The organism is Pseudomonas sp. UM16 (genome assembly GCF_050312595.1).
Lineage (GTDB): Bacteria > Pseudomonadota > Gammaproteobacteria > Pseudomonadales > Pseudomonadaceae > Aquipseudomonas.
Map to the genome: position 1 here is coordinate 216651 of NZ_JBNPJT010000010.1, position 13972 is coordinate 230622.

Below are 13972 nucleotides of genomic sequence, written 5' to 3' on the forward strand. Positions count from 1 at the left end.
TCAGCTCCTGTTTTTTACTTGATTGGCAGAGCGCTCCGTCTCTGCCATTTGCCATTGGCCACGGGTGTTGCGCTTGGCCTGGTACATCGCCGCATCGGCGGCATTGAGCAGCTCGGACGGCGTTCGGCCGTCATCCGGGAAGTAAGCGATACCGACGCTCAATGAGGTGACGATCTTCTGACCTTCGGCCAGGGCTATCGGCAGGCGCATGCTGGCAATGATCTTTTCGGCAATGCGTTGGGCATCTTCCAGGCTGTGCAAGGGCGCCAGCAACACGGCAAATTCGTCACCGCCCAAGCGCGCCACCAGATCATGCTCGCGCAGTTGCGCACGCACTCGCGTGGCAACACTGACCAGCACTTCATCACCCGCAGCATGACCGTGGCTGTCGTTAATCTCTTTGAAGTTGTCACTGTCGAGAAACAGCAGGGCCATGTGCTCCTGGTACCTGTTGGCATTGCGCAGCGTGCGACTGAGCCGACCTTCGAAAAAGGCCCGGTTGGGCAGGCCGGTCAGGCTGTCATGACTGGCTTGATGGGCAAGGCTTTCGTTTTCGCTCTGCAGGTGGCTCTGCCAGCTTTCCAGTTCGTCGAGCAGAGCATTGAAGTCATTGCCCAACTCATTGAGCTCGGCGATCTGCGCCGGTGGTACCCGGCGATCGAAACGGCGTTCGCGGCGTGCGGCGTGCGCCACCGTGGCCAGGCTACGCAACGGACCGACAATATCGCCAAACATACGCCGCGACAGATACAACGCGCCCACGGCGCTGAGCACCGTACACAGCATGATGCCGGCCAAACCACTGAGCAGAAAGCGCACCAGGCTGCCGCCCTGTCCGATCAGTTCGATTCGCCCGACCTGCTGGCCCTGATGCAGCACCGGCAGGATGATCGGCTCTTCAAGCAGACTGCGCGCCACTTGTTGCTCCATTTGCGCCAACAGGCTGCCATCACTGCGCTGCCAACGGGCAAGCAATTGCTCGTTGTCGTCGAACACCTTGACGTCCGCCACCTCTTCAGTGGAGGCGATCATGGCCAGGGCCTCATTGGCCGCGCTGCTGTCGTTGAACACCACCGCAGCTTCGACGGTGTAATTGATCGAGCGGGCAATCAAGTGCAGGTTGTGGTTGGCATACACCCGCAACGCCAGTACCCCGAGTACAGTCAGGGCAATACCCGCCAGCCCCACCGCCAGCAATGCCACACTCAAGTGCCGACGACCCAGCACAGCGCGCAAGGTCGGGCGCTCGCGCCCCCAGCCGAAACCAATCATGGCTGTGCCGCCCTGCGCCGCGACAATTGCAGCACCGAAGGATGGATACGTACGCCGCTACGCGCCACCGAATCAAGGTTGACGTCGAACGCCACCTGGCGATCACTGACCCGCAAACAGAACACGCTACCTACCGTACACGGGTCATCAGCCTCACTGATGCTCAATACCGGATGGCCACTGATTGCGCTGAACAACTGGGTGCGTTCGTCAGCGTTCAATTCGCCCAGATAAACCGCCTCACACTCATTGCCGATTCGCGGGTCTGCGGCCAATAGGCGCCGCACTAGCACCGGTCGGCCTGTGGCCTGGGTGGTGCCTTTGACCAGATCATCGGCATACTCAGTGGGGCCCACCAGACACAGGCGCAGTTGTTCAGGTTCCACCGGCCAGCGCGCGTAACTGAGAATCCCCAGTACCACCTGAGTCACCGCAGAGGCACGCTGTTCAGCCAGGGTCGAGGTTGGCGAGGTCTGGGCATGGGCCAGCGTGGCGAGAAGCAACGGCAGCGCAGCCAGCAACAAGCGCCCCCGGCTCATCACACGTCCCGATGTCGGGGCGGCCACATTCATGAAGGAAATCTCTTAAAACGCCGAGGGATGATGCCGCAACGATAGCACAGAGGCCGTTTTCCCAGCGAGTGAGCAGGTCACCGCCGATCCGGGAAAAGACCGAATCGCCGTGCTCATACCTGCCCCAGCATTAACCCGGAAATACGTTTGACCTTGCGCCGTACCGCGTCCTCGAAAATGCCTTGGCGTGGTTCTATCAAAGTGAAACAGTTTTTCGCCCGGGTGATACCGGTGTAAATCAATTCCTTGGTCAATACCGGATTCAGCGCGTCAGGCAACACCAAGGCAGTATGAGTGAATTCCGAGCCCTGAGATTTGTGCACGGTCATGGCGTACACGGTTTCCACTTCATTTAGACGGCTGGGCAACACGAAGCGCACACCACCGCGACCATCATTGCGGGCAAAGGCCACCCGCAATACCTGCTGACCAGGGTGCTGTTCATCGGGCAAGCGCAAGGCAATGCCGATGTCGCCGTTCATCAGGCCCAGCCCATAGTCATTGCGGGTCATCAGTACCGGCCGACCTTCGTACCAGGGTTGTTCAGCATCGATCAGGCCGGCGCCGCCGAGTACTCGGCTCACCCGCTGATTCAAACCTTCGACACCCCATGGGCCTTTTCGCACCGCGCACAGCAACTGGAAGGTCTCAAAGCCCTGCAGCACAGCCATGGCCCACGCTTCCCAGCGCGGATCATCGGCTGGTGTGGACAGTGGCGGACGTTGCCGGCCAATGACCTGCAAATAGCTGCGGTAGCCCTGCGGGCCATCGACACCGCGGCCAAGGCCGTCGAGCAGCAGCCGGTCGAGGGCGCGATCCTGCTCACCGCGCAGGGTCAGGCCGAATACATCATCCTGGGTTTGTTGCAACAAGGCACGGGCCTGCTCGGCGTCTTGCAGGTTGACCAGCCGTGCCAGTCGGCCGATACCACTGGTCTCGCCGAAGCGCCGGGAAAAACGCAACATCACCACCTGCTGCGCCAAGGGATACTGCTCGACGCTGCCCGCCTGCAGTTCGCTGCCAGCCAGTGTTTCACCGCTTACCTGCTCCAGCCAGGCTTGAGTCTGGGCGCTGTAGCGGCCAGCCTCGGCATCCCGGCACAGGTCACCGAGCACCGCGCCCGCCTCCACCGAAGCCAACTGATCCTTGTCCCCCAGCAATACCAGACGGGCATGAGGCGGTAGCGCGGCAAGCAGGTTAGCCATCATCTCCAGGTCGATCATCGACGCTTCGTCGACCACCAGCACATCCAAGGGCAACGGATTGCCGGCGTGGTGACGAAAATGCCGCGAGCCCGGTCGGCTGCCGAGCAGTCGGTGGACCGTGGAGACATCGGTGGGAATGTTTTCCCGCACCTGGGCGGCAACCGCCAGGCGCTCAACCTGTTGGCCAATGGACTCGGTCAGGCGCGCTGCCGCCTTGCCGGTGGGTGCCGCCAAACGAATGCGCAAAGGCCGTCCGGCCTCTACCGCTGGGGCCTGGAGCAATGCCAGCAAGCGCACCACGGTGGTGGTCTTGCCAGTACCAGGGCCGCCGGTAATGATGCTGAACGCCCCACGGGTGGCCAAGGCGCAAGCCAATTTTTGCCAGTCCACCAGACCCGGCTGGCTGCCGCCGGCAAACAACTGGGCCAAGCGTGCAGACAGGTCTATAGGCGTCGGCTCAAGCTGTTCCAGGCGTTGGCGCAAGGCGTTGTCGATCTGCCGCTCATAGGTCCAGTAGCGACGCAAGTACAAGCGCTGGCCGCTGAGTACCAACGGCCGTGAGGCTTGTTCACCGCTGGCACCATTGGCGACCAGACGGCTGCTGGCCAGATGTTGCAGCCAGGTGCCCAGCGCCAGTCGTTCAAGCAGTTGTGACGGTAACAACAAAGGGCCTGCCAGAACATCGCCCTCAGGTGGCAGCGACAGAGCAAAGTCAGGCTCAGCAAGCGTCTCGCCCAGGTCCAGACACACATGCCCATGCCCCAACTGATGGCTGGCCAAGGCTGCCGCCAGCAGCACCAGCGGATCACCGCTTGGGTCGCGCTCCTCGAGAAAGCCAACGAAGGCCCGATCCAGGGCACGCAGCCAGCCACGCTCGACCCAGCGATCGAGCAAAGCCAGCAAGTCAGCACTGTTGCTCAACGGCTCAAGTGCTGCCAGATGCCCGGCATCCAGCGGTGTCGGCAACAGGTCGACGAGGGTACGGCTCATGGTGCATCTCCCTGGAACAGGTCATGTTGCTGCGGTGCACTGACGCCGCGGAACAGGTCATCGAGGCGCTCGATCAATTCCCGCGGCGGCTTGACGAAATACACCCCGCCAGAGGCCGAATGCACACCGCGCAAAAAGATGAACACAGCGCCGCCCACATGCTGGTCGTAATCGTAATCTGGCAGCCGCGCACGCAACTGGCGGTGCATGGCCAACAGGTACAGCACATATTGCAGGTCGTAACGGTGGCTGAGGATGGCCGACTCCATGGCCAACTCGCTGTAGGCCTGATCGTCAGGGCCGAGCCAGTTGGATTTATAGTCGGCCACGTAATAGCGCCCGTCATGTTCAAAGGCTAGGTCGATGAAGCCTTTGAACATTCCATTGAGCTGCGCCGGTTGCGCCGCAATTCGTGCTGCGCCTTGGTGGGTGTGCTCAGCCACCAGACGATCAAGCTGAGCGACATCGACTTTATGGCTGGCGAACCAGAACTCCATCTCGATCTGGTACTGGCTCAGTTGATTCAGGGCGGTTGCCGGACTATCCGGCGCCAGGTCCATCGGTTGCACCAGCAACTGCTGCAGCCAGACGCTCAGCGTGTTGATCCAGCCCGTCCAGTCACGCCGGTTGCAGCGCTGGCCGACTGTGCGTTTGAGTGCTTCATCATCGGCCGTCACCTGGGCAAAACCTTCAAGCCCCGCCCACTCGAGCAGACCGTGGAGGAACGTCCCTGGATTAGGGCCACGCGGGAAGCGGTGGATATCGCCGCTGCCGGGCATAACTTCGCGCAACTGTTGCGGGTCAGGGCGCTCGTCGTCGAGCAACTGCTGGGCTTGTGAGCTGTCTGCCGCCAGGGTCAGCGACTCCTCGCCAATGCGCAGCGCACTGTAGGAGGCGATCCACCAGTTCTCCGCCGCACGACGTTTGGGCTGGCGCGCAGGTAGCAGTTCGGCCTGATTGCGTGGCGCACTGTAGCGTTGTTCGTCGGGTTCAGGTTTGACTTGGCTGATAATCGCCGGGCAACCGGCCTGCAGGGCCTGCAGCCAATCACTCAACTGGCTGGAGGCGGCCAGGGGCACCCCGCCACCGAGTAGATAGCCCAGCGCCGAACGGTGTAGCAGCGAAGTCTTGCCAGTACCGCGCTTGAGGTCGGCGACACCCAGCCAGCAGGCGTGCTGTGCGCGCGTCAAAGCAACGTAGAGCAGGCGCAGGTCTTCAGCCAGACGTTCATCGTCGGCCAAGGCGATCTGCTCGGTTTGCGGGGTGAGGGTCAGTTGCGCCTGGCCTTGACTGTCGTGCCAAACCAGCGGCAGGCGTGAACCATCCACCGGCTTGCTGGTGCATATGAAAGGCAGAAACACCAACGGGTACTCCAGGCCTTTGGACTTGTGGATGGTGACTACCTTGACCAATTGCTCATCGCTTTCCAGCCGCAGGATCTGCTCTTCACCTGCTTGCCCGGCGCTGGCCAGGTGCTCGCCGAGATGACGGATCAGCGCTTGTTCGCCGTCCAGCTCGGTCGCCGCCTGCTGCAGCAATTCGGCCAGATGCAGCAGGTTGGTCAGCACCCTTTCACCATCACTGCGGGCCATCAACACCTGCGGCAACTCGAAGTCATGCAGCAGTCGACGCAGCATCGGCAATACGCCCTGGCTGCGCCAGATCAGCCGGTACAGACGGAACTGCATAACCCAGCGTTCCCACACACGCTCGTTCTGGTTCAACTGTTCCAGGGCCGACAGCGGCAGATTCAAAGTGATACTGGCCAACGCCGCTTTGAGCAGGCGCTCGGCATCCGGTTCGGCACAGGCCTTGAGCCAAGCCAGCAGGTCCTGGGCTTCCTGAGCGGCGAACACCGAGTCCTTGTCTGACAGGTACACGCTGCGTACATCACGGGCGGCCAGTTCGGCGCGGATCAATTGCGCTTCGCGGCCATCACGGACAAGGATGGCGATGTCCGAGGGCATACAGCCACGCAGCGTCTGGTCAGACTGCATAAATCCGCTGCGGCCCTGTTGCCCGCCATTGAGCAGCGCGACGATATGACTGGCGCAACTGGCTGCGAGCTGCTGACGGTAGACCGCCCCGGAGACGGGCTCGTCACTTTGCAGTTGCCACAGATGGAGCGCGCCGAGCACTTGCCCATCGACCTGAAATTGCTCACTGCGGCCTTTGGCTTTGACCTCGACAAAGGGCACCGGGTTGTCATCACCGTCACGGAACAGGAAGGCACCGCGCCCCTGTTCACGCCGTTCAGCCTGCATGAACACATGATTGACTGCGCCGACCATGTCCTGACTGGAGCGGTAGTTGGTGTCCAAGCTGTGCAGGCGTCCGGCGGTAGCACGGCGGGCCCCTAGGTAGGTGAAGATATCGGCACCGCGAAAGGCGTAGATCGCCTGCTTCGGGTCACCGATCATAAACAGGCCAGTGTCCCTGAGGTTTTCCTCAATCCGGTAGATACGCTGAAAGATCCGATACTGGACCGGGTCGGTGTCCTGAAACTCATCGATCAAGGCCACCGGGAACTGCTCACGGATCAAACCCGCCAAACGCTCGCCAGTATCGCCGTGCAGGGCATGATCGAGGCGTAGGAGCATGTCATCAAAGCCCATCTCCGCGCGGCGGCGCTTTTCCTGTTCGAAACGCACGCCAACCCAGGTGGCAGCGTGCTCCAACAGGCAAGCGTCGGGCGTCGGCAAGGCTTTCAATTGCTCTTGCAAGCCCTCCATGGCCTGAAGTGCCGGGTGGCTTGGCGGCTCGCCCTTCCAGGCTTCTGCCACGCCTGCACGGGTCAGGCGGGTGAAACCGGTGCCAAGGCTAAGCTCCAGCACCTGCTCGTCTTCAGCCCACACCAGCAACTTTTCGCACCATGGCTCGAAGAAGCGCGCCTGAATGAATTTGCCATGGACCTGTTTGCTCCCTACGCCGTCGCGACAGATCTGTAACAATTCCCCCGCCCATTGCAGCCACGGCGCCTTGAGACTGCGCAACTGTTCGGCGCGCTGTTGCAGCACAGCATTGATCAGCGCTTGCGGTTCCTCGGTGCTGTTCGCATTGCGCTGACGACCAAACAGTGCGCGCACCCGCGGCAGCAACGCATCAGGACTGACCCAGTGGCTACGCACCCAGGCCAGAGCGTCGCCTTGCATGCCATAACAAAAGCGTCGCCAGTAATCGCGCATGACCTGGCCGAGCAACTCGCTGTGATCGGTTTCCAAGGTCTGGGTGAACAGGCTACCGCTGTCGAAGGCATGCTCTCGCAGCATGCGCTGACACCAACTGTGAATGGTCGACACCGCCGCCTCATCCATCCATTGCGCAGCCACATCCAGACGGTTGGCGCAGGCTGGCCACACGTCCTGTGGGTAATCGTCACGCAGCAGTTGCAGCAACGGATCGGCGTCTTGCAACTCGCCACGGAAGAAGCGTGCAGCCTCTGCCAGACGCGTACGAATACGTTCGCGCAACTCCTTGGTAGCAGCGTCAGTGAAGGTCACCACCAAAATCTGTGGCGGCAGCAACTCGCGACCGAAGCCTTGGTCGCCACCATGGCCCAGCACCAGGCGCAGGTACAACGCCGAAATGGTGAAGGTCTTGCCGGTACCGGCGCTGGCTTCGATCAGTTGGCTGCCGTGAAGCGGGAAGGTCAGGGCCAGGGGGGCTGTGCGACTCATTCGCCGTCCTCTTCATTGCCTAAGGTCTGCCAGGGCGCATCGAACATCGGCCGGAACATGGCTTCACACCACCCCTCGAATTCTTCGCTGGCAGTCAACGCCGCAAAATCAGTGAACTGCCGGGCCAGCGCGGTGCTTTCACTACGTTCGCCAAAGCTATTCTGTCCATCGCCTTCGTAGGCCTTGGCTGCAGCAGCCAGAGCCTTGTCAGGATCGCTCTGGGCCAGCCAGGCAATGGCGGTCTTGACCGCCACTGGTAGCGGCGTGCACATGCCAGCCTGGCGGGCCAGCAGCAAGTCACCGAGCAAGTCGGCGGCGCGGGATTGCTCGATGGGCGCCAGTAACAGAGTCACGTCCGTGGCCACCACAGCGCTGTGCAACGGCAGCCCCACAGCACAGGCGGCCAAATGCATGACCCAGGTTGCCGTCAGCCGATGCCATTTCAATGATCGACCACTGCTGATGCCATTGGGCAACGTAGTAATGCTGAGCAAGGATTGATCATCGCGTTGGTAAACCCGCCCAAGCCAGCCTTCAAGTTTGAGTTGGCGGTACTCGAAGCGAATGGGTAGTGCGCTGTCCAGGGCGTTGGGCCATTGGTGCAATAGTTGTTGATGACGCTGCAACAGATCCGGTAACGGCTCGACCAGCTCCGCTTGCAGGCATTCGCCGAAACCGGCCAATGGCAGCATGCCGCTACCCTGCAGGCGACGAGCCTGAGCACCAAGTGCCTGGGTAGCGTTCTCGGGGGTCGCAAGGGCAGCAGCTAGCAGGCTTTCGCTCAGGCTGTAACGCTGCAAGGCATCAAGAACGAAGGGTTCCTCATCGGCCAAGGGTGCTTCCACCGACTCGAAGAACACCTTCAGACGCTGGCTGAAGAAGTGCCGCACGGGATGACGCAGGAAGTCTTGGAGTAAGGTCAGGCTCAGGGCTTCATCACTGCTGAAGGGCGGCAATTGCTCTGCAGCTTTTGGCTGGTCTACGCCAGACAGGTGCAAGGTTCGCCACTCGCGCGCGTAACTGAACAGGCTACTACCTTGGTGAAAGTAACGGGCGCTGAAGGGCTGCAACGGGTGTTCAACGGTCAAGGCCTGCAGCAGCTGTTCGCCGCCATCGAGCTTGTCGCCGTGTTTGGCGCCGGTCAGTTGCCAACCGCCTGCAAGGTGATCGCGTAGCTGGCCAATCAGCACCGAGGCAGGACGTTCGCTATTGTCACGAATGCTACGGCCAACCCAACTGATATATAGCTGATCGCGTGCCGATAGCAGCGCTTCAAGCAGCAAGTAACGATCATCTTCACGACGCGAGCGATCACCAGGGCGATAGTCACTGCTCATCAGGTCGAAGTCCAGCGGCGGTTGCGCACGCGGGTAATCACCATCGTTCATACCAAGCAGGCAGACCACTTTGAACGGAATGGCGCGCATGGGCATCAGCGTGCAGAAATTCACCGAGCCGGCTAGGAAGCGTTGTGACAATCGTCCCTGGTCGAGCCCAGCCAGCCAAGCTTCTCGGACCACGGTCAGCGGTAGCAGGTCTTCAAGGCCAACCGATTCGCAGGTCTGCAACCAGGTCTCACGCAACGTCTGCAGTTGTACCAACAGGTAGTCGTCATGCTCGGTTTCGGCCAGGAAGAACACCTGCAACAGCGCATGCAAGCGCTCGCCCCATTGCGCCGCCGTGGCAGGCGCAGACAACTGCTGATAGGCAATCTCCAAAGCGTCGAGCAGTGCCACCAGAGGGCCGATCAACGCCGCGTCCAGTCCACCGATTTCGTCAAATGGCTCGATCCCGTCGCAGCTTTCGCCAACACCCACGGCATACCCGAGGAGCATGCGTCGCAAGCCAAATCGCCAGCTGTTCTGTTCCAGGTCGGCCGGCAAGCCCAGGCTAGCGCGCTGCTCGGCGTTCAATCCCCAGCGGATACCGGCGCCTTCAATCCAGCGATGTAGAATCGGCAACTCGCTTTCCTTGATGGAGAAACGGGCGCGTAAGGCTGGTACATCAAGCAAGTCGAGAATTTCGCTGACCGCAAAGCGGCTGTCCGGCAACTTCAACAGATGCTCAAGGGCAATCAGCAGCGGATCGCGACCACGCTGCCCTTGGTCGGTCAGGGTAAAGGGAATGAAACGCGGGTCATCGCGACCCAACTGGCCGAATACGGCACGAATATGCGGTGCGTAGGTGTTGATATCCGGCAGCATGACAATCACGTCACGCGGGCGCAGGTGGGGATCGGCACTGAAGCGGGCGAGCAGCTGGTCGTGAAGAATCTCCACTTCGCGTTGCGGGCTGTGGGCGATATGGAAGCGTACCGAGCGGTCCTTGGCAGGGTTAACCGCAGCCCACAACGCGCGAGTCTCTGCCAGGGGGCGCAATTCGAGAATATCGTCCTGCAACTGATTGAGCAGGTTCTGCGGTTCACTGTCACTGAACAGGTCGATACGTCCGTCACTGAACGCCGCACGGTAACTGCCCGGGTCATCGTAACTGTCGAGCAGGTTGATGTAGTCACGACCCTGCTTACCCCAGGCCGCCAGCAGTGGATGGGCGTGCTGATGCAGAGTTTGTGCATCGATCAGGCTGGGCATGCCCTGCTTGCGTTGCTGACGTTTGTACTGATGGCGCAACAGGTCTTTGTCGGCAACGATATCCGCCCAGTGGTGACGACAAGGGTTATGCACACACAGCAGCACCTGGCTGAAACGTGCAAGGCCGGCCAAGGCTTCCAATGCCTGGGCAGGCAACGAGGAAATGCCGAAGACGATCACCCGTGACGGCAAGCCAGCAGGGGCCTGTTCAAGGTTGTTGATCCGCTCGATGAAGCGCTGATGCACCCCGGCACGGCTCTGAGCCATGCCCTCCTCACCCACATCCACCAGCAGCGCACGCCACAGCTCTGCCTGCCAGCAGTTGGCCGGCGGCAGTGGCTTCGACTCACCACGAGCGGTATTGAGCACATGGCGGCCAGCCGCCCAGTCCTTGAGCCAGTCTGCGCGGTAGACCTGGTATTGGTCGAACAAGTCGGCCAGGCGCTCGGCTAGCTGGTAGCGCTTGCGCAGGTCACTGTCGTCAGTCAGAAAGCGCTGTAAGGGTTCGAAATGTGGCTTGTCGATCACTTCCGGGAGCAGACGCATCAGACGCCAGGTCAGTGGCGCTTTGTCGAGCAGGGAAACTTCCGGAATTTCTTCGCGCCCCAGCACTCGGCGGTAGAGTTGCCACATGAAGCTGCCGGGCAATTGCACTTCGATTGCTGCGGCAATCCCGCAGCCGCCCTGATCGTCATCTTCTGGGTCTTCAGCCAGGGCCAGTTTGAGCCATTGGGCGATACCGTTGCTTTGTACCAGCGCGATCTCGTTTTCCAGTGGTGCCAACGGATAACGCCGCATCCAGCTCACCACCAGGCTGCGCAGTTCATCCAGGCGGTTGCCGTGAACCACCATGAATCCTGGAAGGAGTGGGTTTGTATGCGGCATTGGGCATCCTTGAGACTGTGCGGGCAGAGGGAAACCATATCATGGGCTTGGTTGAGGATTGCGGCTTGTCTGTTACAGCGCATCGCCGGCAAGACCGGCTCCCGCAAAGGCTCTAAGCCGGAAAAGACAAAACCCCTACCTGCAGATGCAGATAGGGGTTTCGGAATTTAATCTTGACGATGACCTACTCTCACATGGGGAAACCCCACACTACCATCGGCGATGCATCGTTTCACTGCTGAGTTCGGGATGGGATCAGGTGGTTCCAATGCTCTATGGTCGTCAAGAAATTCTGTTGCCAGAAGGTCTTGGTAGACACTCCAGCGAATTGGGTATGTGACAGTTTGTGGTTTTACGAACTTTCGGTTCATTTCGTCTTCACCACCACAATCTGGTCTCTTCGACGCAAATTGCTTGGGTGTTATATGGTCAAGCCTCACGGGCAATTAGTATTGGTTAGCTCAACGCCTCACAGCGCTTACACACCCAACCTATCAACGTCGTAGTCTTCGACGGCCCTTCAGGGAGCTCAAGGCTCCAGTGAGATCTCATCTTGAGGCAAGTTTCCCGCTTAGATGCTTTCAGCGGTTATCTCTTCCGAACATAGCTACCCGGCAATGCCACTGGCGTGACAACCGGAACACCAGAGGTTCGTCCACTCCGGTCCTCTCGTACTAGGAGCAGCCCCTCTCAAATCTCAAACGTCCACGGCAGATAGGGACCGAACTGTCTCACGACGTTCTAAACCCAGCTCGCGTACCACTTTAAATGGCGAACAGCCATACCCTTGGGACCGGCTTCAGCCCCAGGATGTGATGAGCCGACATCGAGGTGCCAAACACCGCCGTCGATATGAACTCTTGGGCGGTATCAGCCTGTTATCCCCGGAGTACCTTTTATCCGTTGAGCGATGGCCCTTCCATACAGAACCACCGGATCACTAAGACCTACTTTCGTACCTGCTCGACGTGTCTGTCTCGCAGTCAAGCGCGCTTTTGCCTTTATACTCTACGACCGATTTCCGACCGGTCTGAGCGCACCTTCGTACTCCTCCGTTACTCTTTAGGAGGAGACCGCCCCAGTCAAACTACCCACCATACACTGTCCTCGATCCGGATAACGGACCTGAGTTAGAACCTCAAAGTTGCCAGGGTGGTATTTCAAGGATGGCTCCACGCGAACTGGCGTCCACGCTTCAAAGCCTCCCACCTATCCTACACAAGCAAATTCAAAGTCCAGTGCAAAGCTATAGTAAAGGTTCACGGGGTCTTTCCGTCTAGCCGCGGATACACTGCATCTTCACAGCGATTTCAATTTCACTGAGTCTCGGGTGGAGACAGCGCCGCCATCGTTACGCCATTCGTGCAGGTCGGAACTTACCCGACAAGGAATTTCGCTACCTTAGGACCGTTATAGTTACGGCCGCCGTTTACCGGGGCTTCGATCAAGAGCTTCGCGTTAGCTAACCCCATCAATTAACCTTCCGGCACCGGGCAGGCGTCACACCCTATACGTCCACTTTCGTGTTTGCAGAGTGCTGTGTTTTTAATAAACAGTCGCAGCGGCCTGGTATCTTCGACCGGCATGAGCTTACGGAGCAAGTCCTTCACCCTCACCGGCGCACCTTCTCCCGAAGTTACGGTGCCATTTTGCCTAGTTCCTTCACCCGAGTTCTCTCAAGCGCCTTGGTATTCTCTACCCAACCACCTGTGTCGGTTTGGGGTACGGTTCCTAGTTATCTGAAGCTTAGAAGCTTTTCTTGGAAGCATGGCATCAACCACTTCGTCGCCTAAAGGCAACTCGTCATCAGCTCTCGGCCTTAAGATCCCGGATTTACCTAAGATCTCAGCCTACCACCTTAAACTTGGACAACCAACGCCAAGCTGGCCTAGCCTTCTCCGTCCCTCCATCGCAATAACTAGAAGTACAGGAATATTAACCTGTTTTCCATCGACTACGCTTTTCAGCCTCGCCTTAGGGACCGACTAACCCTGCGTCGATTAACGTTGCGCAGGAAACCTTGGTCTTTCGGCGTGGGAGTTTTTCACTCCCATTGTCGTTACTCATGTCAGCATTCGCACTTCTGATACCTCCAGCAAGCTTCTCAACTCACCTTCACAGGCTTACAGAACGCTCCTCTACCGCGTCACCTAAGTGACACCCGTAGCTTCGGTGCATGGTTTGAGCCCCGTTACATCTTCCGCGCAGGCCGACTCGACTAGTGAGCTATTACGCTTTCTTTAAAGGGTGGCTGCTTCTAAGCCAACCTCCTAGCTGTCTAAGCCTTCCCACATCGTTTCCCACTTAACCATGACTTTGGGACCTTAGCTGACGGTCTGGGTTGTTTCCCTTTTCACGACGGACGTTAGCACCCGCCGTGTGTCTCCCATGCTCGGCACTTGTAGGTATTCGGAGTTTGCATCGGTTTGGTAAGTCGGGATGACCCCCTAGCCGAAACAGTGCTCTACCCCCTACAGTGATACATGAGGCGCTACCTAAATAGCTTTCGAGGAGAACCAGCTATCTCCGAGCTTGATTAGCCTTTCACTCCGATCCACAGGTCATCCGCTAACTTTTCAACGGTAGTCGGTTCGGTCCTCCAGTCAGTGTTACCTAACCTTCAACCTGCCCATGGATAGATCGCCCGGTTTCGGGTCTATACCCAGCGACTAAACGCGCTATTAACACTCGCTTTCGCTACGCCTCCCCTATTCGGTTAAGCTCGCCACTGAATATAAGTCGCTGACCCATTATACAAAAGGTACGCAGTCACCTAACAA

At 59.3% G+C, this 13972-nt stretch carries 5 protein-coding genes and 2 rRNA genes; all 7 read right to left on the reverse strand.

The features are described 5' to 3' along the window. Complete coding sequence (locus tag ACQRAX_RS14330) at positions 1 to 1272, reverse strand: diguanylate cyclase domain-containing protein (RefSeq protein WP_412038448.1); 1272 nt, start codon at positions 1270 to 1272, stop codon at positions 1 to 3. Then, a complete protein-coding gene (locus ACQRAX_RS14335; RefSeq protein ID WP_412038447.1) occupies positions 1269 to 1844 on the reverse strand; it encodes a YfiR family protein in 576 nt (191 codons plus the stop codon). The genes ACQRAX_RS14330 and ACQRAX_RS14335 overlap by 4 nt, the downstream gene beginning before the upstream one ends. Before the next feature lie 113 nt (positions 1845 to 1957). Further along, positions 1958 to 4039: an exodeoxyribonuclease V subunit alpha gene (recD, locus tag ACQRAX_RS14340; RefSeq protein WP_412038446.1), complete on the reverse strand. Its 2082-nt coding sequence runs from the start codon at positions 4037 to 4039 to the stop codon at positions 1958 to 1960. After that, a complete protein-coding gene (recB, locus tag ACQRAX_RS14345; RefSeq protein ID WP_412038445.1) occupies positions 4036 to 7716 on the reverse strand; it encodes an exodeoxyribonuclease V subunit beta in 3681 nt (1226 codons plus the stop codon). Before recB ends, recD begins: the two co-directional genes overlap by 4 nt. Beyond that, the gene (recC, locus tag ACQRAX_RS14350; RefSeq protein WP_412038444.1) at positions 7713 to 11192 is read right to left on the reverse strand and encodes an exodeoxyribonuclease V subunit gamma; all 3480 of its coding nucleotides are present in this window, start codon (positions 11190 to 11192) and stop codon (positions 7713 to 7715) included. Before recC ends, recB begins: the two co-directional genes overlap by 4 nt. Positions 11193 to 11363: 171 nt before the next feature. Next, positions 11364 to 11479, reverse strand: a 5S ribosomal RNA gene (rrf, locus tag ACQRAX_RS14355). Positions 11480 to 11617: 138 nt separating this feature from the next. After that, positions 11618 to 13972: ribosomal RNA gene (locus ACQRAX_RS14360) — 23S ribosomal RNA — on the reverse strand; the annotation flags it as partial.

Bases quoted from the DNA above. Each gene is read 5' to 3' on its own strand.
- ACQRAX_RS14330 (WP_412038448.1), bottom strand. From the start codon at position 1,272: ATGATTGGTTTCGGCTGGGGGCGCGAGCGCCCGACCTTGCGCGCTGTG.
- ACQRAX_RS14335 (WP_412038447.1), bottom strand. From the start codon at position 1,844: ATGAATGTGGCCGCCCCGACATCGGGACGTGTGATGAGCCGGGGGCGC.
- recD (WP_412038446.1), bottom strand. From the start codon at position 4,039: ATGAGCCGTACCCTCGTCGACCTGTTGCCGACACCGCTGGATGCCGGG.
- recB (WP_412038445.1), bottom strand. From the start codon at position 7,716: ATGAGTCGCACAGCCCCCCTGGCCCTGACCTTCCCGCTTCACGGCAGC.
- recC (WP_412038444.1), bottom strand. From the start codon at position 11,192: ATGCCGCATACAAACCCACTCCTTCCAGGATTCATGGTGGTTCACGGC.